21 protein-coding genes are annotated in these 22,821 nt (G+C 60.7%); 2 read left to right on the top strand and 19 right to left on the bottom strand.

Annotated elements, in window-relative coordinates:
• Positions 1 to 27 precede the first annotated feature (27 nt).
• Positions 28 to 915: a metal ABC transporter ATPase gene (locus IEG05_RS13935; RefSeq protein ID WP_191122248.1), complete on the top strand. Its 888-nt coding sequence runs from the start codon at positions 28 to 30 to the stop codon at positions 913 to 915.
• 70 nt (positions 916 to 985) lie between these two features.
• Here the strand turns inward: IEG05_RS13935 and hldE are convergent, their stop codons facing one another.
• From hldE to msbA, 4 genes are all read right to left on the bottom strand, one after another.
• Positions 986 to 2,407 carry a bifunctional D-glycero-beta-D-manno-heptose-7-phosphate kinase/D-glycero-beta-D-manno-heptose 1-phosphate adenylyltransferase HldE gene (gene hldE, locus IEG05_RS13930; protein ID WP_191122247.1) on the bottom strand — a complete coding sequence of 474 codons (1,422 nt, stop codon included), beginning with the start codon at positions 2,405 to 2,407 and terminating at the stop codon, positions 986 to 988.
• Between the two features lie 79 nt (positions 2,408 to 2,486).
• Positions 2,487 to 3,881: a PIG-L deacetylase family protein gene (locus IEG05_RS13925; protein WP_191122246.1), complete on the bottom strand. Its 1,395-nt coding sequence runs from the start codon at positions 3,879 to 3,881 to the stop codon at positions 2,487 to 2,489.
• Positions 3,882 to 3,883: 2 nt separating this feature from the next.
• Positions 3,884 to 4,780 carry a GNAT family N-acetyltransferase gene (locus tag IEG05_RS13920; protein ID WP_191122245.1) on the bottom strand — a complete coding sequence of 299 codons (897 nt, stop codon included), beginning with the start codon at positions 4,778 to 4,780 and terminating at the stop codon, positions 3,884 to 3,886.
• Positions 4,780 to 6,609 (bottom strand): lipid A export permease/ATP-binding protein MsbA, encoded by a 1,830-nt coding sequence (msbA, locus tag IEG05_RS13915; RefSeq protein WP_048330043.1) that lies wholly within the window; start codon positions 6,607 to 6,609, stop codon positions 4,780 to 4,782. Before msbA ends, IEG05_RS13920 begins: the two co-directional genes overlap by 1 nt.
• Positions 6,610 to 6,807: 198 nt before the next feature.
• Between msbA and IEG05_RS13910 the strand changes: the two genes are divergently transcribed.
• Positions 6,808 to 7,383, top strand: a complete 576-nt coding sequence (locus IEG05_RS13910) for a BUD32 family EKC/KEOPS complex subunit (protein WP_181090258.1) — start codon at positions 6,808 to 6,810, stop codon at positions 7,381 to 7,383.
• 21 nt (positions 7,384 to 7,404) lie between these two features.
• Here IEG05_RS13910 and IEG05_RS13905 read toward each other — a convergent pair whose 3' ends face one another.
• From IEG05_RS13905 to ilvE, 15 genes are all read right to left on the bottom strand, one after another.
• Positions 7,405 to 8,556, bottom strand: a complete 1,152-nt coding sequence (locus tag IEG05_RS13905) for an O-antigen ligase family protein (protein ID WP_181090186.1) — start codon at positions 8,554 to 8,556, stop codon at positions 7,405 to 7,407.
• Entirely contained in the window at positions 8,553 to 9,314 is a 762-nt protein-coding gene (locus IEG05_RS13900) for a glycosyltransferase family 2 protein (protein WP_181090259.1), read from the bottom strand. Before IEG05_RS13900 ends, IEG05_RS13905 begins: the two co-directional genes overlap by 4 nt.
• Positions 9,315 to 10,187 carry a DUF6625 family protein gene (locus tag IEG05_RS13895; RefSeq protein WP_048330046.1) on the bottom strand — a complete coding sequence of 291 codons (873 nt, stop codon included), beginning with the start codon at positions 10,185 to 10,187 and terminating at the stop codon, positions 9,315 to 9,317.
• A 2-nt stretch (positions 10,188 to 10,189) separates the two neighbouring features.
• A complete protein-coding gene (locus IEG05_RS13890) occupies positions 10,190 to 11,146 on the bottom strand; it encodes a glycosyltransferase family protein (protein WP_191122244.1) in 957 nt (318 codons plus the stop codon).
• A 21-nt stretch (positions 11,147 to 11,167) separates the two neighbouring features.
• Positions 11,168 to 11,935 (bottom strand): AarF/UbiB family protein, encoded by a 768-nt coding sequence (locus tag IEG05_RS13885; protein ID WP_224742826.1) that lies wholly within the window; start codon positions 11,933 to 11,935, stop codon positions 11,168 to 11,170.
• Positions 11,936 to 12,040: 105 nt separating this feature from the next.
• Positions 12,041 to 13,129 carry a glycosyltransferase gene (locus IEG05_RS13880; RefSeq protein ID WP_191122242.1) on the bottom strand — a complete coding sequence of 363 codons (1,089 nt, stop codon included), beginning with the start codon at positions 13,127 to 13,129 and terminating at the stop codon, positions 12,041 to 12,043.
• A complete protein-coding gene (locus tag IEG05_RS13875; RefSeq protein WP_191122241.1) occupies positions 13,116 to 14,870 on the bottom strand; it encodes a carbamoyltransferase family protein in 1,755 nt (584 codons plus the stop codon). The genes IEG05_RS13880 and IEG05_RS13875 overlap by 14 nt, the downstream gene beginning before the upstream one ends.
• A 12-nt stretch (positions 14,871 to 14,882) precedes the next feature.
• Complete coding sequence (locus IEG05_RS13870) at positions 14,883 to 16,328, bottom strand: lipopolysaccharide kinase InaA family protein (RefSeq protein ID WP_191122240.1); 1,446 nt, start codon at positions 16,326 to 16,328, stop codon at positions 14,883 to 14,885.
• Positions 16,328 to 17,071: a lipopolysaccharide kinase InaA family protein gene (locus tag IEG05_RS13865; RefSeq protein WP_191122239.1), complete on the bottom strand. Its 744-nt coding sequence runs from the start codon at positions 17,069 to 17,071 to the stop codon at positions 16,328 to 16,330. Before IEG05_RS13865 ends, IEG05_RS13870 begins: the two co-directional genes overlap by 1 nt.
• Positions 17,068 to 17,802 carry a lipopolysaccharide kinase InaA family protein gene (locus IEG05_RS13860; RefSeq protein ID WP_191122238.1) on the bottom strand — a complete coding sequence of 245 codons (735 nt, stop codon included), beginning with the start codon at positions 17,800 to 17,802 and terminating at the stop codon, positions 17,068 to 17,070. Before IEG05_RS13860 ends, IEG05_RS13865 begins: the two co-directional genes overlap by 4 nt.
• Positions 17,802 to 18,608: a lipopolysaccharide core heptose(I) kinase RfaP gene (rfaP, locus tag IEG05_RS13855; RefSeq protein WP_191122237.1), complete on the bottom strand. Its 807-nt coding sequence runs from the start codon at positions 18,606 to 18,608 to the stop codon at positions 17,802 to 17,804. The genes IEG05_RS13860 and rfaP overlap by 1 nt, the downstream gene beginning before the upstream one ends.
• Before the next feature lie 37 nt (positions 18,609 to 18,645).
• Positions 18,646 to 19,767, bottom strand: a complete 1,122-nt coding sequence (locus tag IEG05_RS13850; protein WP_191122236.1) for a glycosyltransferase family 4 protein — start codon at positions 19,765 to 19,767, stop codon at positions 18,646 to 18,648.
• Positions 19,767 to 20,768, bottom strand: coding sequence for a lipopolysaccharide heptosyltransferase I (gene waaC / locus IEG05_RS13845; protein ID WP_191122235.1), 1,002 nt, complete (start codon positions 20,766 to 20,768; stop codon positions 19,767 to 19,769). Before waaC ends, IEG05_RS13850 begins: the two co-directional genes overlap by 1 nt.
• The gene (waaF, locus tag IEG05_RS13840; protein WP_191122234.1) at positions 20,769 to 21,803 is read right to left on the bottom strand and encodes a lipopolysaccharide heptosyltransferase II; all 1,035 of its coding nucleotides are present in this window, start codon (positions 21,801 to 21,803) and stop codon (positions 20,769 to 20,771) included.
• Between the two features lie 77 nt (positions 21,804 to 21,880).
• Positions 21,881 to 22,804, bottom strand: coding sequence for a branched-chain-amino-acid transaminase (gene ilvE / locus IEG05_RS13835; protein ID WP_041015860.1), 924 nt, complete (start codon positions 22,802 to 22,804; stop codon positions 21,881 to 21,883).
• Positions 22,805 to 22,821: the final 17 nt, after the last annotated feature.

Raw genomic sequence — 22,821 nt, 5'->3', positions numbered from 1 at the left:
ACTTTCTTCGCCGCAAGGAGAAACCGAATGCCAAGAGTTCTGGTGCGCAAGAGCCCTGCCGCATTCAAGACCCTGCCGCTCTACGTCGAGGCCAGCCAGGACCACCTGAGCTACCAGAGTCTGGGCCGGCCGTTGAACTTCAGCGAAGTGATCGAACGCCGCCGCCCGGTGGAGGTGTCCGATCCGGGCCGTTTTGCCATCGAACTGGCCAATCTCGGCGTTTCGGTGCGTCTGACCATGAGCTGGCAGGGCCGCGAATACTGGGTACTGGTCCGTCAGCAGCGGCCGGACCGTGGTGACGTGGTCCTCAAGCTGATTTCCGGCTACATCCCGGCCCATGAGCTGAACCTTCCGCTACTCACCGCCATCCAGGAAATCGCCGAAGAATGCCTGCTGGAAACTCCTGAAGGCTGGCTAGCCGGGCGTTTCGGCGATACCTGGCTGCCCACTCCGTACCAGGCCAGCCTGCACTACCGCGAGGCGGTGCACTTCAAGCTCGCCTCGCAATCCGGCGCCACGCGACCGGTGCAGTGCGGCAACATGGTGCTGATGGAGCGTCCTCGCGCCTATGTTCACCTGCCTACGGCATCGTTGCAGCTGGTCTATGACATGCGCATGGAACTGCCGAAGGAAGCGCGTCAGCTGAGCCTGTTTCATGTCGACGAACGCCTGGAAGACGGTCAACTTGTTGCGCGTCTGGAGCGCAGCCGGCCCGACATCTACCTGATACCGCTGCATCAGGGCCAGCCGCAGGATCAGCTGCTGCAACTGCGCAATGGCCAGTTCAGCCCGGTGAACACTCGCGGCCTGTGGCTATCGGAAAGCTTTGCGCCGCAGGAAGGCTGGGTGGTGCGCGACGAGCGCGTTCGCTGGCGGGATTGGTGGGCGGCACGGCCGATGGCGGCCGCCCGTTAACGCGTAGTGGGTAGCCGCGAAAAGCGGCTATCCAGCTACTGACGATACGCGGTAGGCGTATCCAATAGACTCAGCGGCTGCGGATCTTCTCGACGATGGCTGTGGTCGAGCTGTTTTCCACCAGCCCCAGCACCTTCACCACGCCACCGTACGCCTTGACCAACTCGGCACCGACCACCTGAGCGACGCCGTAGTCGCCGCCCTTGACCAGCACATCGGGGCGGACCTGGGCCAGCAGGTTTTCCGGCGTGTCCTCCGAAAAGCACACCACCCAATCCACCGCTTCCAGACCGGCGAGCACCGCCATGCGGCGATCCACCGAGTTGATCGGCCGCCCCGGCCCCTTCAGGCGGCTGACCGAGCCGTCGTCGTTGACTGCCACGACCAGACGGTCACCTTGCGTCCGGGCCTGTTCCAGATAGGTCACATGGCCAGCGTGCAGGATGTCGAAACAGCCATTGGTGAAGACGATTTTCTCGCCCTCTGCCCGTGCATCCTCGACCGCAGTGAGCAATTGTTCGACGGTCATTACACCGCGCTCGGAGCCCTCTTCGCGCTGCACGGCTCGGCGCAACTCGGGTGCGCTGATACAGGCGGTACCCAGCTTGCCGACCACGATACCGGCGGCCAGGTTGGCCAGTGCCACGGCCTGCGGCAGCTGTTCGCCGGCAGCGATGGCTGCCGCCAGAGTTGAAATGACGGTATCCCCGGCGCCGGTCACGTCGAACACTTCACGGGCACGAGCCGGCAGGTGCAGCGGCGCCTGATCGGGACGCAGCAGGGTCATGCCGTGCTCGCCGCGGGTGACCAGCAGAGCCTCAAGGTCGAGAGACGCCATCAGCTCGGCGCCCTTGCTCACCAACTCGGCCTCATCGGCACAATGTCCGACGATCGCCTCGAACTCGCCCAGGTTCGGCGTAATCAACGAAGCGCCGCAGTAGATTTCAAAATCCTTGCCCTTGGGGTCGGCCAGCACCGGAATGCCACGGTGCCGCGCCGCCTGGATCAGCGCCTGATGGTTCTTCAGCGCGCCCTTGCCATAGTCCGACAGCACCAGCACCTTGACCCCGGCCAGCAGCCCTTCCACCTCGGCCAGCAACGCGGCCGGATCGGTGTTGAACGGCTCCTCGAAATCCATGCGCAACAGCTGCTGATGGCGACTCATCACCCGCAGCTTGACGATCGTCGGCTGGTCCTCGATGCGCTGGAAGTGCGCCTGCACGCCCGCCGCAGCAAGGCTGTCGGCCAGGCTCTGGCGCGCTTCATCTTCACCGGTCACACCCACCAGCGCAGCAGGCGCACCCAGTGCCGCGATGTTCAGCGCCACATTGGCCGCCCCACCGGGCCGATCCTCGATCTGCTCGACCTTGACCACCGGTACCGGCGCCTCAGGCGAGATCCGCGACGTGCCGCCATGCCAGTAACGATCGAGCATGACGTCACCGACCACCAGAACGGCGGCTTGGTCGAAACGGGGCATGGACAGCTTCATTGGGGCTCCGATGACTGACAGAAAACGGCGGCGATCATAGCATGCGGCCCGCGCTGGTCCGGCCAGCGTGTCAACGCTGCTAGAGCTTGCGCACCCAGAATAGCTCGTGCCTGCGAACGGCCTTGCGGAAAAACTCGTCGTCGCCGGTGGACGGCCAGCGGCGACCGGCGAGCAACCGCTGGATATGCCGACGCAGCCGTTTTTTCAAGGGTAGCGGCACCTGCAAATCGTGCTGCATCGCCAGCGCCATGGCCTTGTTCAGCCGAGCCTCGGAATCCAGCGTCGGGCTCCATAGGCGATCGGCCGGCAGCGGCTCGATCGCGGGTGGCAGAGCGACCCCATTCTCCGCCGGCCCCATCGGCCACCGATCATTGTCGTGCAGGTGATTGGCATAAAGCAGCAGCGTCTCCGGTTTCCACTCGCCCTCCTCGATCGCCTGCCGTACAGCCTGAGTGGCGGCAACATGGTCGGCATGAGGGTCGAGCTCCGGGTGGGGTGTCACCACTACATCAGGGCGGAAGTGCATCAGCAGCGCACGCAGATCGGCTTGCAGATTTACCCAAGTGGGTTGGCCATTCGCATCCCCAGGCAAAGGCACGTGGTTGCGATTGCGCACACTACGGATGTCTGACTCTCCCGACTCTCGCGAGCCGTAGGCTCGTTCCGGGTCTGCAGCCATAAGCGGTAACTGAAGGCAGTAATAGCCCAACTGTATGCACGATTGCTGTGCGACACCTCCCCAGAGCGGTACCGCCAGGCTGCCCCAAGAGCGCAGTCGTCCCTTCAGCCTTGCTGCGGCAGCGCTATCCAGACCGAGTCGACGATAGTTGTCCGCCTCGATTTCTCCCTGAGTCAACGTAACGATGGCGACTTCACGGGCCCGGCTATACACGCCGAAGGCGGCTAGCTCAGCATCGTCCGCATGGGGCGCGATAATCAGAATTCGCCGTTGCGTATAGTCAGGATTGCGCATCACGTGCAGCACAACATCTGCATCTAGCCGGAAATAGCGGCAATCCAGGCGAAGCGTCCCGGCACGCAGTGCATCTAGCTGTCCCGACAGATTCACGTAACGGCGGCCATGCACACCCCGCTCGAAATCCTGGCGATCATTGTCGACATATACGCGCGGGTCACGTAACCGGCCGAGGCAAGTGGCACGCAGCATCACTTCGAGAATCAAGGTATCTGCATCAGGCAGCTCACCTGGAAACTGCAGACAGCCATTCTCGATACGTCCCACCAGTCGCTGGGCATCGGCAGGGAAATCGTAACGATAGTCTTCATCCGGATAGTAAAACAGGTGATCGGCGAACCAGGCCTCGTGAGCCACCCAACCCAACACCAGCAAAATGGGTATCCACCAGAAGCTGAACACTATGCCCACCACGAGAAGGGCGGCGAACGCGGCGATCATTACAATACGCTTGCTACGACGATGCTGACGGAGCAGTTGCTGCTTGCGTGTACTCATCCTTACACCTGATAGACCGGCACTCGGTTGCACCAGCGATCCTTGTACTCACGATCCGCCCGGCCAAAGGAGTAACGCAGCGGTTTGCCCAACGCCCGCGCCTCGGCCCAGGCTGCCTGGGTATTGACGAAGCTGAGCACGCTGCCTGGGCTGAAGTCCCGCTGCACCGGGTCGACACCGCCATTGATGTACTCGACGGACACCCACTTCGGCGACTCGACCCGATAGAGAACCTGGATGGCGATCGGCTGCTCGTCGAGAAACACCACCGAGCCGGTCATGAACTCGCGCAGCAACTCGAACACCTCATGCAGGTGCGCCTTGCCCGGCGCCTCGAAATTCCAGCGCCGTTGAAACAACTCGGCGTATATCGCCGCCTGCTCCGCCGCAGAAAAATCGAGCATGGGGCGCAGCGCACCGCCCGCCTCTTCCAGCAAACGCTGTTCGCGGCGCTGGTTGTAACGAAACTTCTTCGAGTACGCCTCCGGTTCGCGCGCTAGCGCCAGCCCCTCCGGTTGCTCGCGCAAGGTGCTGATCGCGCCAGCATTGAGCTCGGACACGTAGCGCATGCGCTGGCGGACCGGAATCGCCGCCTGCTCGGCGACGGGCAGGATGATCTCGGCATTACCCAGATCGAACAGCCCGCGCTTGCCGGTCTTTTTCAATACGTCCTTGGACAGCGCCAGATGGCGTCCCCAGCAGGGAATAGCGGCGATCAATTCGCCCTGCCGCTCCCAGGCCAGATAGCGCACCGGAATAACCGCAAGACCGGCCAGGCGCTCGACGACGGCTGGGTGAGTGGCAACGCTGCCGCCATAGCGCTGCCAGATCTGCGCATAGGTGTCGGCATCGATCTCGCACCAGCCGCGCTCACGCCAGCTTTTCAGAAGCTGCAGCATCAGGCGCCCTGCTCGTCCGATACATCGTCCTGGAACTGCGTCGCATGAAGCCTCGCATAGGCACCGTTCGCCGCCAGCAGCTCGGCATGGGTGCCACGCTCGACGATGCGGCCCTGCTCCATCACCAGGATCAGATCGGCCTTCTCGATTGTGCTCAGGCGGTGAGCGATGACCAGCGTGGTGCGGCCCTGCATCACATGGTCCAGAGCCCCCTGGATATGCCGCTCGGACTCGGTATCCAGCGCCGAAGTCGCTTCGTCAAGAATCAGTACCGGGGCATTCTTGAGCAGCGCACGCGCAATCGCCAGGCGCTGCCGCTGTCCACCTGACAGCAGCACGCCGTTTTCCCCGACCTGGGTCTGATAGCCATCGGGCATTTGCTCGATGAACTCGTCGGCGTAGGCATCGCGCGCGGCACGGCGGATGTCATCCAGCGGCGCGCCGGCTAGATCGCCGTAGGCGATATTGTTCGCCACGGTATCGTTGAACAGGGTCACTTGCTGCGTCACCAAGGCGATATGACGGCGCAGGTTGCGCAAGCGATAATCTGCCACCTCGACGCCATCAAGCAAGATTTGCCCCCGATCGTGTTGATAGAAACGTGGAAAAAGATTCGCCAACGTAGACTTCCCACTGCCCGAACGTCCGACCAACGCCACCATCTGGCCCGGCTCGACGGAAAAACTAATGTCGTGCAACACCTGTTTGCCAGTACCGGGATAAACGAAATTCAGTTCGTTGACATCGATTCGACCACTGACCCGGTCACGCTCGACCGTACCGTGATCCTGTTCGGTAACCTCGTCCAACTGTTCAAAAATGCTCTCGGCACCGGCCACGCCCTTCTGGATCGTCGAGCTGACTTCAGACAGCTGTCGGATTGGCTTGGGCAGAAGGCCAGCCAGGGTGATATAGGCCACCAGATCACCTGCGGACGCATCACCACGCAGCAGCAGCACCAAGAACATCAGCAACGCCATGGCGCTGTAGATTACTAATTGCAGAGAGGGCGTATAGACCGCGTTGGTCTTTACCATACGCAGCTGCTTAGCTGTGTTATCCCGGCTCGACGCCAGAAAGCGAGCCTGCTCGTAGCGCTCCCCCCCAAAGCTTCGCACGACCCGGTAACCCTGAATCGTCTCGGAGGCCACATGGGTCACGTCCCCCATCGCCACCTGAATCTTCTTGCTCTGCTTGCGGAATTTTTTGCTGGCACTCGACACCATCAGGCCGATCATCGGCAGGATCGCCACCATCACCAGCGTGAGTTTCCAGTTCATCCATAGCAAAGTGGCGAACAGGAAGATCACCGTCATGCCCTCACGCACCACAACCTTGATCGCGTCCGTAGCCGCACCCGTGACCATGGTCACGTTGTAGGTGATTCGCGAGATCAGGTGGCCTGAGTTGTGACGGTCAAAGTAGCGATTGGGCAGCGTCAGCAGGTTGTTGAACAACGCAACACGCAGATCGTGTACCAAACCCAGCGAGACCTTGGCGAGGAAGAAATTACCAAGAAACGAACCGATGCCTTGCAGGAGGGCGATCAGCACGATCAGCAATGGTACTGCTTGCAACAGTTTCAGCCCGGCTAACCATGGCGCATGCTCCACCACCCAAGGCACGCCGGCAAACAGCCCGACATCAGGATTGCTCAAGCCATCAACGAAGAATTTGAGGATATAGCCCAGCATCGGCTGGGTAGAGGCGAAGATCAGGAAGCCTAAGAGACTGATTGAGAAATAGCCGATGTAGGGCTTCACATAAGTCAACAAGCGCAAGTAGATATTGAGGCTGGAGGCCTGTTCCTGCTTGGGTGTATCTATCATGGCGGCCCTCGCCCTAAACTGAATTAGTTATCTTAACATTCCCAGACCGGCCGCCGCCTGCCACGCACTAGTCCATCGTACTCGAGTGCACCTTTCCCTCACCCCGTCAAGTTCAGGCATGATATGCCGCCATGCAATCGATGAGGATCTCACCACGTGCTGACCTTCACCCCACTGCCGGCGGCTCGGCTGGCCGAGATGCTCGATGGCGCCCAGATCTTGGAGCGGGACAGTTTCGGCCCCAAGGTCTATCAGTTGCGCGATGGCAACCTTCTCAAACTTTTCCGTCGCAAGCGCCTATTTTCCTCAGCGCTGTTGCGCCCCCACTCACAACGCTTCTGCATCAACGCAACAGCCTTGCAGGCGCTTGGCATACCGACGCTGCAACCGTTGGTGCTGTATCGGCTGGACAATCCAGCTTGGACAGCCGTGCTCTATAACCCCCTGCCCGGCGAAACGCTGTCCCAGCTGCTACGCGATGATGAAAATCTCTGGCAATCCTTACTGCCGGCGCTGGCGGCCTTCATCAATCATCTGCATGCCAGCGGCGTATACTTCCGCTCCCTACACTTGGGAAACATCGTCCGCACGCCGGAGGGTGCGCTCGGCCTGATTGACATCGCCGACCTCCAACTTCGCAGGCAACCTCTCAGCCAGCGCCTGATTCATCGCAACCGGGAGCACTTCGACAAGTACCTTCGCAAGGAAGACCTGGCTTTCGATAGCGCACTGCTGTGGAGCAGTTGCGAGGCAGCTCGACTAGCGCGCCATTGAAGCGCCCGGCAGCGGCAGCGGCTAGGCGATGACTGAACGTCTATTGATGATCAACGCCATCGGTAGCAAGACCAGTAGCCAGAGCTCATCGGGATTGCCAACCAGTTTGCTGCCATCAAAATTCAGCACGATCAATGCGATCAGAAGGTACAACCCCCAGGGATCGCGTTGCCGCCAGGCGCGCTGAAGCACCACCACCATCAGCGCAAGGAAGAGCAACAGGGAGCCCAAGCCGCTATAAAGACCAAGTGCTAGAAAGATATTGTGCGGATGCTGGATTGGCGAACCACCTAGAATAGTCGCTTCGGTCACGAATTGCATACCGCACCCCAGCCAAAGGCCGCACTCCCGCCACTCCCCGACCAGGATGCGCCACAGCTCGAAGCGACCGGAGTCGGCACGGGCGAACAGGCTAGCCACTTCGGGCACTTCAAGCATGAGGAACAGAGTCAAGCCGACGAACAATGCCGCGGCGGCACCCAACAACAATAGATAACGCGCCCGGCTCAACGACAGCCAGAAAGCAAACAGCCCGGCCAGCACCAGCATGCCCACCAGCCCGGAACGACTCTGCAGCACATAGGCCATGCAGAATACTGACAGCAGCGCAGCAGCGGACAGCTCCAGCCAGCGACGCTGAGCGAGCCAGGCCGGCAGCGCCAAGGCGAAACAGCAGGCCAGCCACATGCTGGTATAGATTGGCCCGGTCATCCGCCCCGGCAGCCAAAGCACCCGCTCGCCCGGCGCGTAGCGGCCGGTAATCCAGTAGATGATTGCCGAGCCCAGCACGTAGACACTCAGCACCCAGAACAAACCGCGTGAGAACAGCGGCGTACGCAATAGCTGCGGATCGACCAACTGGCTGACCAACAGCACGAATAGGCCAACATAGAGCACATGTTTGAAATACTGTTCGTCGACCGAGAGAGCGCCCACCATTACGTACCAAGCGCACAGCGCCCCCCACAGCCACAGCGCGGGTGACGACCGCACATCGCGCCCTTTGTGTAACAGCAAGACCCCCATGGCGGGCAACGCCAGCAAAACGTAATAGACGTTATTGACCATCTTGCTGGTCGGGAGCAACAGGAAGCTGGACATGAAGATCAACAATGCCAGCGTGAAGTAGCCGCACCGTTCATGTAGCCCCTTCAGATGCTGGACGAAATTCACAGCGCAACTCCAAACAAAAGCCCCACGATGAACGCTACAGCCAGACGCATGCGCTCATGCTTCTTGCGCCGAGCCTTCTTGGCCCGCTCCTCCGGCACGCTGACATGCTCACCGAAGCCCGTATGCAGCACGGCGTCGTTCTCTAGGATCAGCGCATGGCGCTGCTCGTCGGCGTAAAGCCGCGACAAGTCCTTCTCTCCGGCGTGCTGGGCATAGGGAGCATGCTGCTGGTAATCGTTTAGGCGACGCAATCCAGGATTGAAGGAGAACCCCTGCCAATCCTCCTTGTGCGAACCGACCCGGTAGCAAGGAATGCCCTGGATCACCTGACGCTCGCCCAGGTAGACGTATGGGCTGTGAATCGCCAAATCGTGAGCAAAACTGCGCAACCAGACCTGCAGAGCCTGCGGATCGGCCTCCAGCAACACCCTCGACTCCTCGATAAAGCCCGGCCGGTAGAATGCCCAATCGTCTTCGCAGTGAAATACCCACGGCGTCTCTACGTGCGAATATGCCAAATCGATGGATCGCAGCTGTCCCAGCCGCGGCACATTGACAAAGAACGTGGTGTGCTCGCGCCAGTGGTGGGGGATGCAGGCTTCCACCGCCCTATCACCCGAATCCTCGGTGATGAACACCTCGCGGATTGGCGTTGTATTGAAGGCATCGAAGCTCGCTAACGTCCGAGTAAGCAGGTCGAAGCGCCCGCAACTGGTCACCACCAAAGTGACGTTACTGTCCTTGGAAAAGATCAATATTCAAACCTCTCGAAAACCCTGAGGAGTGATGCTCCAGGCATCCTGTACCGCCAGCGTCGCATCGCCGAGCAGCTCACTTTCGCTATAGGCTGGCCAGGCATCACACTTCCAGCCAATGAAGTGGAAGTAGGGAAACTCCCGCTCGCCGTCTCGGTCGTTGAGCAGTCTCCCATGCTGCCAAACCCAGCGTCGTGGAAAATCGAAACTACCATCGTGCCAGGCAATCCGACCATTGGGCGTACTGAAGGCTTCGATGAACTCGCTGCAACGCCGCCAAGGATTGCACGCATCAGCCAGCTGTCGCAGCGGCTTCGGCCAACTCTTGTGACGGATGAACAGCCGACTAAACGCCCCTTCGTCGAAAGCGTTGTGTTCGCTGGACGCCAGCTTTGCCTGCCAGCCAGGCACCTGCATGAAGGCTTCGCACATCCGAATATTGTTGCGCAGCAGGCACAGATGGCCAGAGATGCGCCGCTCATGGGTAGAGAGTAAATCGACACGCTGCAGCCGCTCGGCGCTGAAATAGCTTCGCAGGTCGCCATACACCAAGTCGATATCGCTGAACCCCCAGAAGTCGAAGCCCACCAACTCGTCGGCATGCACATATCCCAGCGCCGGCTTCAAATCGCAAAGTTTGTAAGGGCTTTGCGGCCGAAAATCGATGCGCAGCCGAGCGGAGACCGTGGTGCAATAGTCGTCAAAACTCATTGCCCGAAAGCGCACGTTGTCGGGCGCATTAGGCGGCGTGCCGCAATCAGTGAAGAACAGCCACTGCACGTCCGGATTGAAACGGCAGCTCTGCAGGAAAAACGGCAGCCAGAATGGCCAGCGGCCGAAATAGGGGATAAGAAATAGCAGACGCGGTGTGGTCATGCTCAGACGCCCAGACGATTACGCAGCCGGCAAAACCAGCCGGGAGTCGGAGCGGACCGCAAGGGAGCCTGCATGGCCTGCACGACTCCGGCGCCGATGCGCGCGAAGCTATAACGCGATTCGGCCAGCATCCGGCCGTTGACGGCAATCCTCGCTGCCCAAGCCGGATCGGCACGCAGTTGCGCCAGCTTGTCACGCAGCTCGACGACCGTCCGGTAGAGCACCAAATTTTCCATGTCGACGAAGCCCAGCGCGCGGTTTTCCTCCTCGCCCTGATCGTAGGCCAGCAGCACGCAGCCACAGGCCATGGCCTCGAAGTTCTTGATCATATACTCGCCCATACCCACGTCAGCGCTGACGAAAAAACGGATGCGGTTGAGGGTGTTGAGATACTCCTCTCCGGAATTGGTGCGCGTCACCACCAGATTCTCGACCTTTGCGAGCTCGTCCAGCAGCGCCTTGCGTCCGCTGTAGGCGACGCTTTTCGTGCTGCCAACGAAGCCCAGTTCGATATCGCGCTCGTATCCAAGGTCGCGCAACAGGGCTTGGTCGTAGCCTTTGGGCACGAACACGGCATCGACACCTTCCTGACGCAGACGCTTACTTACCACATATCCAGAGCTGATAACCCGCGCCCAAGGCAGCTTGTGGTAGTGCGCGCTGAACTTGCCGGTGTACTTGCAGCGTATGTAGTTCTGGTAGGCGTCATGTTCGAGAATCACCAGATTCGGCACACTGCGGATAAAGTCCACTTGGCGAATTTCCTGCTTAAAGCGCAGGAAGAACAGGATGCGCTCGTATCTGGCCACGTCCACATGGTCACGAAAATAGCGGCGGAGGTTGGCCTGATCGTCACGCCCCAACCAACGAATGTCGCATTCGCAGCTCCTTTGGATACCCTCATAGAGACGATCCAAAATGGCGCGCTGCTCAGATTGAACAAGGAAAAGAATCTTCATAGCACCACGTACCTAGTATCCCTAAGGCTCATCTCGGGCAACTTTTATACAGTGAGCCAAAAACTCCCGCCTAGCGCTTAATGAGAGGAAGACTTTATACCGCAACGAACGAGAAACTTTGCATCGCTTAAAATGGTTATAATAAGTCCAAAAATCTTTATTTAAAGGAACCACTGAAGCACCAGCAAACTCACGAGCTAATTGATCATACTCCTGCTCTCGCATAAACTGATAAAACCAGAAGTGATAAAAATACCCCATGCAGAACGCCAGACAAAACGAGCGATCAGACACATCGAATGCGCAACACTCAAAGTCAATGAGCTTAAGAGCTCCATCTTTGGCAAGCAGAATATTTTTAGGGTGTGGATCCATATGTACAAAACCCTGACCCAGCATATTTTCAAAAAGCTCGAAAATCTTGGGCAAAATTACTTCGGGGGCCACCTGATTATTCCTCAACGCCTGATCGACGCTTACGGATCCGTCAAAGTACTCTATAACCAGATACTCGTGCTTGAGCAACCCCATTTCTCGCCGGAACCCGTACCCATAAACCTGAGGGACCAGCTTGCTTTTAGAAAGTTTCGACAAGTTACTAAACTCATCCAAAAGACAGTATTTATTTTTTGAGGGGTAAAAAAGCGAGACTCTTACGCAGACGAGACTTCCAATGGCGAATACAATTATACTTAAGTACGGCTCGCTCTGGACCCAATAGGTAAACCGCTCGCCCGTCTTCAACCACGTCCAATGCAGGATAGACTTTACCTGTAAAAATATAATCATGAGTCAGACTCAAACATTTTTCCGCATCCTGCAAAAAATAAAAACTGCAGCCCTTCTCCCGCGTTAAATGAAAGCGACGAGACCAAGGAAAAAAGAAAGGCATAGTTATTCCCCGTGAAACTTCATCCTAAAAAAAACTTGCCGAGCGACTTCGTCACTAAACTTCGATAATTGCTTGGGACAGACTTTCGGCCGTTCACGGGACGCTGCTTTGAGCTGTAAGGCTAGTGCATCGACATTGCCCAACTCAAAAAGCCACCCTCCCCTGCCAACCACCTCTTGCCCACCCCCGCATTCGCTGCAAATAACAGGCACCCCCGCCGCCATTGCCTCCAGCAGCACCATCCCGAACGGCTCATGATCGGAGGTCAGAGCAAACACGTCGAACGCTTTGAAGTAACTACGCCCGTTCGATACCTGGCCAAGAAAGCGTACCCGCTCGGCTATACCCAGCTCGACCGCAAGCGACTTCAGTGACGCTTCCAGCCTTCCGCTACCCATGATCGCCAACAGGCTACCAACTGGCAGGTCCGGCAAGGCGAGTGCGAAGCCTCGAATCAATGTCGCCTGGTCCTTGTCCGGGTGCAGCCTACCTACGTTGCCGACAACCCATGCCCCTTGCGGCAATCCCAAGTACTCCCGAGCCACTTCACGGGATACCTGCTCAGCCTGAACCGCTTCGATATCGATGCGGTTGTACAGCGTCTCGATGCGCTCGGATGGCCAGTTCGGGAGGCAGGCGCGAATATCATCGCGCACGGCATTGGACACACCGAGTAGCGCTAAACGCTTTCGATATAAATTGGCAAACAGCTGACGTGGCCGTCGCTGATAATCGCCAAAGGCGTGGTGGACACCAATGACCGGAAGGTTGGTTCCGAGCAACGCCACATAAACCGGTTTGAAGCGATGGGCGATGCAGAACTCGAAGGAGCGCGTTGCGGCAATACGGCGAATGTCTCGGATCGCCCCCAACTTCAGCCCACGCACGGCGCGGCTACTGTAGTCGAGAAACAGCACTTCGTCCGACGCCGAACCTCGCACGACCTTCTCGCAGGGAGTTCCAGTCAGGTAGACGGTGCAGACCTTATAGGGGGTGCCCTTGAAAAGCGCGGCGTATTGCCGCGCGCAATCGAGAAAGGGCCCGTCATAGCTGTGGCAAAACTGCAGCACCCACTGTTCAGACGCCGTCATACCAATCCTTGCCGTCCTTGACCACGAGGATGTCCTCCATGATCAGGTACTGCAGGTCCGAGCCGTAGAACATGTTCAGCGCATCGGTCGGCGAGCAGATCATCGGTTCGCCGCGGCGGTTGAGCGAGGTGTTCAGCGACACGCCGTTGCCGGTGAGCTTCTCCAGTTCCAGCATCAGGTCGTACCAGCGCGGGTTGTGCCGGCGCTCGAGAACCTGGGCGCGGGAGGTACCGTCTTCATGGACCACCTCGCCGACACGCTCCTTCCAGCCTTCGTTGACTTCGAAGGTGAATGTCATGAACGGGCTCGGATGGTCGACCTTGAGCATCTGCGGCGCCACGGTATCGAGCATCGACGGGCAGAAGGGTCTCCAACGCTCGCGGAACTTGATCTGCTCGTTGATGCGGTCGGCGACGCCCGGCACGCTCGGGCAACCAATGATCGAGCGACCGCCCAGCGCACGCGGACCGAATTCCATGCGCCCCTGGAACCAGGCCACCGGGTTGCCGTCGACCATGATCCTGGCGATGCGCTCGGGGGTGTTGGCGATCTGCTTGAACACTGGCTTGTTCGGATGCCGGGCACAGGCAGCGATGACATCTTCGTTTGAATAAGACGGGCCGAGGTAGACGTGCTCCATCTTCTCTACCGGAACGCCGCGCTGCACCGACACATAGGCCGCCGCACCGACAGCCGTTCCAGCATCACCGGAGGCCGGCTGGACGAACAGTTCCTTGACCTCCTCGCGGGCGATGATCTTCTGGTTGAGTTTGACGTTGAGCGCGCAACCGCCGGCAAAGGCGATTTTGCCGGTCTCGCGGATGATGTCACCGAGATAGTAGTCCATCATCTCCAGCGCAAGCTTCTCGAACAGCGCCTGCATGCTGGCCGCGTAATGAATGTACGGGTCGTCGGCGATATCGCCTTCGCGCTTGGGTCCCAGCCACTCGATCAGCTTGGGCGAGAAGTAGTAGCCCTTGCCCTTCTCCTTGTAGCGACGGAAGCCGATGACGTTGGCGTATTCGGTATTGATGGTCAGCTCGCCGTTCTCGAAGGTCGCCAGGCGCGAGAAATCGTACTTGGCCGCGTCACCGTACGGCGCCATGCCCATGACCTTGAACTCGCCATCGAGCATCTCGAAGCCGAGGTATTCGGTGATCGCGCCATACAGTCCGCCCAAGGAGTCCGGGTCGTAGAATTCCTTGATCTTGTGGATCTTGCCGTTCTCACCCCAGCCGAAGAAGGTGGTGGCGTACTCGCCCTTGCCATCGATGCCGAGAATCGCGGTTTTCTCGGTGAAGCCGGAGCAGTGATAGGCGCTGGAGGCATGAGCCAGGTGATGCTCGACCGGTTGGATCTTGACCTTCTTCAGGTCGAAGCCCAGCTGCTGGAGACACCATTCGATGCGTTTCTTGTAGCGGTAATAGCGGCGGTTGCCCATGAGAATGGCATCCAGCGCGCGATCCGGTGCGTACCAGTAACGCTTGGCATAGTGCCAGCGCGCCTTTTCGAAGATGCTGATGGGTGCGAACGGGATCGCCACCACATCGACGTCGCACGGTTTGATGCCGGCCTGCTCCAGGCAGAACTTGGCCGACTCGTAGGGCATGCGGTTCTTGGCATGCTTGTCGCGCACGAAGCGCTCTTCTTCGACGGCGGCGATCAGCTTGCCGTCGATATACAGGGCGGCGGAAGGATCATGACTGAGGGCGCCGGAAAGGCCGAGAATCGTCAATGCCACGGGTATTGCCTCTTAATCTTCGATGCTGGTGCCGGGCACCGCGGGTAAACGTTGGTCAAGCAGTCGATGCAGGGCGCAGTCGGCCGGCCAGTTGCGCAGAAATCGCGCACGATCCTTGGCATAGGCCCGGGCGAAGCTGGCATCGCTGCCATGCTGCTGCACGGCATCCAGGTCGATTAACGACCAGCGATCATGCTCCCAGAACAGGTTGTGCCCTTTGAGATCACCATGACTGATTCGCTCGCGGATCAGTGCCGCGAACAGCCGGTCTAGGGCAACCAATTCCTGCTCTGGAGGACAGCCATCCAGATACGGCTGAAAACGCGCAATTATATCTTCTCCGCGCAGCAATTCGGTAATCAGCCACGCCGGACCGCGCATCCACAGCCAGCGGCGCTCGATCACGGCCAGCAAACGAGGAGTGGCGATCCCGAGAAAATCGAGCCGATTACCCTCGACCCAGCTGTGCCAGGCGCGGCTCGGCCGCCAGAAGCGCTTCAACCAATGCAGCGGACTCTTGATGTTGTAGCGCTTGATAAGCAGGGCCCGGCCGTCCAGCTCGATACTGGCTACCGTCGCGCTACCACCGCCCTTTAACAACTTGCCTCGAGCGATGAATTCATTGGGGCCATCGATCACCGCCTGCAGCGCTGCCTGCTCGTCACGCCGAACCACTTGCGCCCTGAACGCCCCGATGCTCGCACTGAACAGGCTGCAGTCCCGCACGACCTTCTTCAAATAGTCAGTTAGACGCCAGTCACGGACTTTGTGAACCTGCTTGAGCAACGCCTCCAGCGGCAGGGCGTGCTCGCTGTTGGTCAGCAGATAGGGCACCAGCAGCTCTTCGATGAACGGCTCGATCTCTGCCGGTAGCTGAGCGAAGAAGACGCCAAGATTCTCCAACACCCGCTCGCGCGACAGAGGGCGCCCGGGCGTCTCCGCCTTTACACCGCCGCCGTCTACCACGTAGAGCTGACCGTCGGCCTTGAGGAAGTTGTCAAGATGCAGATCCGCCTGCCAAAGGCCTTGCGCATGCATCCTGGCGATCAGCTCAAGCGCCTCACCGAGCACGCTACGCTGCCCGTCCGTCAGCACAGGCTCCGCCTCGACGGAGCGCCAGCTCTCCCACAGACTTTCGGCGGAATCGAGCCAGTCGAACAGCAGCCAGCCACCCTCACCCTCGTGCCAGCCCTGCCCCACCAGCTCAGGTGTTGGCAAATGCTGGTCGATCAGCAGCTTCGCACCAGCCAGCTCGCGTCGATAATGACGCTGCGCCTTACCACCCACCATCAGCTTGGCCAGGACCTGGCGACCGTTCCAGCGCGCGCGACCGACATAGCGCTGGCCGGGCAGGATGCGCAGCCACAGGTCGACATGCAGACTCGCCTCACCGGACAACTCGACGAGCGCAGGGCAGGCTGGCTCGCGCCCGGCGACCGCCAGATCAGCCAGCCTCATCAGTGCGCCTCCTTGGCTTCGCGCCGGCGCTGCAACTGCAGCAGCCATGGCTCGACCAGGCGAGGATCGTCCAGATAGACACTCAGCAAGTGCCGCACGCCATGCTCACCGATGCAGCTTGCACGCCGCACGAGCGGCTCCAGATCCTTGATCCGGTCGCGCCACCCCAACAACAGAGGACGGGTTTTCTCCAGGTCGATCAGGCAAGTCTGCCAATGTCCGTCCTGCTCACGGAGAAAGATGTGCTTGGGATAGAAGCAGCCATGCATCTGACCGGCCTGATGCAGCGTGCGCGCCAGCACACCGACCGCACCGATGATGGCCTGGCGTCCAGATTCATTCAGCTCGGGCCATCGTTTCAGCCAGCTGCCCAAATCCGTCCAGCCATCCAGTGCACGCGTCAGGAGAATTGCACGCCTTTCGCCATCAATCTTGCGCTGCCCGAAAAAGCTGGCCTGAAGCGCCGGCACGCCAAGCCGCGCATAACGACGGATATTGCGAAACTCCCGGGCAAAGGTCGGCTCACCGAACGGGTGTGCCAGGGTACGGGTCAGGTGATTGCTCTGCCGCTTGAGGTAGAACGCCGAATCATCGAGCTCCAGCCTGAAAACACTGCTCCAGCCGCCGCGTTCGACATTGGGCTCATCCACCGCCGTCAACTGGACCGACCAGAGCGCATCGAAGCTCGCCAAGCCATGGCGCTCGAGCGTTGGACGATCGGCCTGCGCAATGAAATCGTTCATTCCCGCCCCTGGAAATAATTCAGAATCTGCCGGATGCGCGGCTTGTCCTTGTCAACCAGTCGCTTTCGCTGGCAATACTGCAGATAGAACCTCAGGCGCTGGGTTCGGCTGAGCTGGTACTTGGCCACCTTGTCCAGACATGCCAGGTCCTTGACGATACGCCGCTGCAGAAACGGACCATGCCAGAAGGCGCCGGTAGGGCAGTCAATCAGATACAGACGACGCTGCGGATCGACGAGCAGGTTGCGCCACTTGAGGTCATTGTGGGCGAAGCTCCGGTCGTGCATCGCTCGTGTCGAGCGCGCCAGTTGCAGGCTGACCTCCTGCACCCAACGCGGATCGCGAAGACGGGCATCATGAGTAGTCGCCAGCAAAGCCAGATCATCGGTTTGCTCCAATTCACGCGTAATCAGGGCGCCGCGGAGAAAAGCACCGCCGCGCCGTTCCATGCCATAAGCCACGATCGGCGCCGTGGGGATGCCCCAACGGCGAAAAAGCATCAGGTTCTGCCACTCCGCCTTGACCCGCGGTCGCCCGAGGTAACGCCGCAGGCCTTTGCCCGCACCGGAGTAGCGTTTCACGTAATAGCGCACCCCGTTGCGCTCGACACGAATGACTTCTGAAAGTGGGTCCTGGGTAAGCCGCTCACCTTCCAGCGCGAACACGCTTGCGAGACTGCCGAAATCGTCATGCAGGTCGGCGTACGCAGGGTCCAGCGTCCAGCCGGCCATCAAAGCGCATCCCCGTAGCGCCGCTTACGATCCAGTAGCTTTTCCGCCCTGCGCTGCAGCCACGCCAGCAAGGCAGCCTCGTCGCGCAGGACTTCACGCAGCGGCCGCTGGAAGTAATCGCGCAGAAAGCGCAGCTTGTCGCGGCCGGTCAGGCCAATCTCAAGGGCCGAGAAGTACAGCCCGGCCAGATCCTTGTTGCGCCAGCGAACAGGTGTGTGACTGCGAGTCTGGGCGCGGTGCAGGTCGATCAAGGACAGGCGCAGATCGCTGACCGTCACCGGCCGGTCGGTGTGCAGCAGGAAGTGGCAGATGTAGAAGTCGCGGTGATTGACCCCGGCGCGGTGCATGGTGCCGGCCATGCGGGCAACTTCGGCGATCAGGGCGCGCTTGAGTGCTGGCGGTGGCGGCTGGTCGCGCCAGTTCGCCGAGAAATCCTCGAGGCTGACAGTCGGCGCCAGTTCTTCCGTGATGATGAACGAGTGCTGGCTTGCCGGATTGCCACCGCGCTCGCCATAGGCCACCGCGGTCATGGTCGGCACGCCGACTTCCTTGAGGCGCTGTATGGCTCGCCATTCCTGGCCGGCGCCAAGCACCGGCGCCTTGGCCGTGAGCAGGTTCTTGGCAATCTCGCCCCAGCCGATGCCGCGATGAATCTTGGCGAAGTAACCGCGCCCGGCAACCTCGGTACGCAGCGTGCGGCGACCTTCCAGTTCCCGGTAGACCTGGCCCTGCAGACGCTCGACCTCTTCGAAGGGGTCCTTGCCCTGCCACAGGCTTTCGAACGGCTCGGTCAGCATCAGACGCATGGAGCCCCCAACGGCGCCCGCAGGAGACACACGACGTTCATGCGCCTTCCCCGAGAATCACGTCGGCGGCCTTCTGCGGCATCGAGTAGAGATCGGCCGTCTCGGCAAAGGCCAGCGCGTTGCGACTCCAGGCCGAGCGCTGCGCGTCATCGGCGAGCATCTGCGCCAGCATCTGGTCGAGCACCTGCTGCTCGAAGGGGCTGGGCACCACGCGACCGCAGTCGGCGTCGGTAATGTAGTGCGCATAGCCACATACATCGGTGACCAGCACCGGCAGCCCGGCGACCAGAGCTTCCAGCAGTACGGTACCGGTGTTCTCGTTGTAGGCTGGGTGGATCAGCAGATCGGCGCCCAGCAGGAAACGCGGGATATCGCTGCGCCCCTTGAGGAATTCGACCATGCCGGAAACGCCCAGCGTCTTGGCCTGCAGCTTGAACGGCTTGGGATCGTCCTGGCCGATCACCAGCAGCCGGGTGCGCTGACTCAGTTCGCGCGGCAATGCGGCAAGCGCCTTGAGGCTGCGGTCCAGACCCTTGGTCTTGAAACCGGAACCGATCTGCACCAGCAGCAGCTCCTCGGGCCGCACCTCGAATTCCTCGCGAAACTCGGCACGGATCTGCGCGGCATTGGCCGGCGCGCGGCGATCCTGGGCGATGCCCGGCGGCAAGAGGTGAAAGCGTTCGGCGGGCGTGCCGTAGTGTTTGACGAACAGCGGCTGCTGCACCTCGGAGATCATCAGGATTTCGGTCTTCGCCTCGGGCGCAAACACCGCGCGCTCGTACTCGGCGAAGTGCTTGTAGCGACCCCAGCGGCGGTAGATAGGATTGCGCAGGGTCTGCGCCTTGTCCTCGAAGCAGGGGTCGGCGGCGTAATACACGTCGAGTCCCGGCATCTTGTTGAAGCCGATCACCCGGTCCACCGACCGCCGCGCCAGATCGGCCTCGACCCAGGCGGTGAAGCGCTCGTTGCGGGTGTGGTTGAACAGCGCCTTGACCGGCGCGATTAGCACCTCGAAACCTTCGGGCACATCACCTTCCCAGATCATCGCGTAGACGCGGATCGCGTGGCCGCGACGCTGGCATTCGAGGGCAATGCGCATGAAGTCGCGCTGCAGCCCGCCGAAGGGAAAATACTTGTAGAGAATGAAGGCCAGTTGCATCAGACGGACTCCGGGGCCCGCAGCAGGGCTTTCAGTTCGGTGACGACGCGCTCAGGGCGCAGATCGTCGAAACAGGGCTTGTGGCGATCACCGCGACCGGCGTTCGGCCCGCCGGCGCACAGGTGCACCTGCGAGCGCCCATAGGCGCCGACCCGCCCGGGCAGGGTCGGACCATAAAGCGAAATGCTCGGCACATCCAGCGCCGCGGCCAGATGGCCGAGGCCGGTATCCACTGCGACGCAAGCCCGCGCACCAGCGATGACCCGTGCAACGCCGGCCAGATTCAGCTTGGGCAGCACCGCTGCGTTGGCCACGCCGCTGACGATACGCTCGGCGCGCGCCTTCTCTTCGGCATTGCCCCATGGCAGGCGGATAGCCCAGCCGAAATCGCTCATGCGTTCGGCCAGTTCGCGCCAGTAGGTTTCCGGCCAGTGCTTGCTCGGCCAACTGGTGCCGTGCAGAAACAGCAGATACGGCTGATCGCTGGGCGCGGCCATCTGCTCGCGATTCAGGCCGTAGTCGGCAACATCCTGCGGCAGCGGGTAACCGAGCGCCTGAGCGAACAGCTGACGCACCCGCTCCAGCGCATGCTGCTCACGCGGCACGGCATAGCACCGATCATAGAAGCGTGTCGCCAGCGGCTCGCGGGCCGAATCGTGGTCCAACCCGGCGACCGGCGCCTTGACGTAGCGGGTCAGCCAGGCGCTCTTGAGCAAGCCCTGGGCATCAATCACCAGGTCATAACGACTTTCGCGCAGGCGCGCCTTGAAGCGTCGCCACTCGCCGCTGCGTAGGGTATTGATCGGATGTTTGCGCCAGCGACGAATCGCCACCGGAATCACCTGCGCCACCGCTGGATGCCAGGCCGGGATCTCGGCGAAGCTCTCCTCCACGACCCAGTCGAACTGGATGCCAGGCAGCGCCCGCTGCGCATCGGTCAGCGCTGGCAGGGTATGCACGACATCGCCCAACGACGAGGTCTTGACCAGCAGGACCTTCAATCAGCGCACCTCAACTGACTGCGGGGCCAGGCGATCCAGCGCCTCGATCACCGCGCGCGGCTTCAGCTCGCGCATGCAGTTGTTGTGGCCGAAGCGGCAGGTGCGTTCAAAACAGGGGCTGCAGTCGAGACCCAGCCGCACCACCTTGACCTGCTCGGAAAGCGGCGGGGTGAAGGCCGGTGACGTCGAGCCATAGACTGCAGCCAGAGGCCGGCCCAGCGCGGCGGAGACGTGCATCAGCCCGGAGTCGTTGGACACCACTGCGTCAGCGCAGGAGAGCAGATCGATGGCCTCGGCCAGGCTGGTCTCGCCGGCCAGGTTCACCGCCTCTTCGCGCAACCCAGGAATCAATCGCGCGAGGATTTCCTCGCCCACCGGGTGGTCGCTTTTCGAGCCGAACAGCCAGACCTGCCAGCCCTCGCGAATCTTCAGCTCGGCGACTTTGGCGAAGTGCTCGGCCGGCCAGCGCTTGGACTCGCCAAATTCGGCACCTGGACAGAGCGCCAGTACCGGACGATCCAGGCTCAGACTGAAACGTGCCAATGCCACATCGCGAGTCACGGGGTCGATACGCAGCGAAGGGTTCGGATACGGTCTGGGCAACTCGGCGCCCGGCTCGAACGCTAGCGCCATGAAGCGTTCGACCATCAGCGGATAGCGTTGTTTGTCGAGCTTGCGCATGTCGTTGAGCAGGCCGAAGCGCATTTCGCCGCGCCAGCCGGTGCGCTTGGGAATACCGGCGAAGAACGGCACCAGCGCCGACTTCAACGAATTGGGCAAAAGGATCGCCTGCTCATACTGACCACGCAGGCTCTGCGCCACCTTGCGCCGGGTCGCCATGTCGAGCACGCCGTGCCCGACCGGAAAGCTCAGCGCCTGGCGTACCTCGGGCATGCGCTCGAGAATCGGCCGGCTCCACTCGGGCGCCAGCACGTCGATCTGGCAGTCGGGATGGCGCTGTTTCAGGCAGCCGAACAACGTCTGCGCCATCACCATGTCGCCAACCCAGCTGGGTCCCACAATCAGTATGTTCATAAGCTCTAAGCCATAAGCTGAGGGGCTGGAAGCGTGGCCGGCAAGCGATTCATGCGTGCCGGCTCCCAGCGCCAGGCTTACTTGACCAGTGTCCGCCATTCGGCATGCGCCGCGGTCTTGCCGGAGACCAGATCGAAGTACGCCTTCTGCAGCTTTTCGGTGATCGGTCCACGACGGCCGATGCCGATGGCGCGACCGTCGACTTCGCGAATCGGCGTCACCTCTGCGGCAGTTCCGGTGAAGAAGGCTTCGTCGGCGATGTACACCTCGTCGCGGGTGATGCGCTTCTCGACCACCTTCAGGCCGTGCTCGGCGGCCAGGGTCAGCACGGTGCCACGAGTGATGCCATTCAGGCAGGCGGTCACTTCCGGGGTGTAGATCACGCCATCCTTGATGATGAAGATGTTCTCGCCCGAACCTTCGGCCACGTAGCCTTCAGGATCCAGCATCAACGCTTCGTCAGCGCCACCGGAAATGGCTTCCTGCAGGGCCAGCATCGAGTTGATGTAGGCACCGTTGGACTTGGCGCGGGTCATGGTGATGTTGACGTGGTGACGGGTGAAGGAGCTGGTGCGCACCTTGATGCCCAGTTCCAGCGCCTCGTCGCCCATGTAGGCGCCCCAGTGCCAGGCGGCGACGATCACGTGCACTTTCAGGCCGCTGGCGCGCAGGCCCATGCCTTCGCTTCCGTAGAACACCATCGGGCGGATGTAGGCGCTTTCCAGGTTGTTCTCGCGCACTGCGGCGCGGGTCGCTTCGTTGATCTCTTCCTTCGAGTACGGCATCGGCATGTTCATGATGTGTGCCGAATCGAACAGGCGGTCGGTGTGCGCCTGCAGGCGGAAGATCGCCGTGCCGTCCGGGGTGTTGTAGGCGCGTACGCCTTCGAATACGCCCATGCCGTAGTGCAGGGTATGGGTCAGCACATGGGTGGTCGCATCACGCCACTGCACCAGTTCGCCGTCATACCAGATGACGCCATCACGATCGGCCATCGACATCGTTGCCAGCTCCTCAG

It is taken from the genome of Stutzerimonas kunmingensis, assembly GCF_014764705.1.
In the GTDB taxonomy this organism is placed as follows: Bacteria; Pseudomonadota; Gammaproteobacteria; order Pseudomonadales; family Pseudomonadaceae; genus Stutzerimonas.
This window is presented reverse-complemented; position numbering and strand designations above follow the sequence as displayed.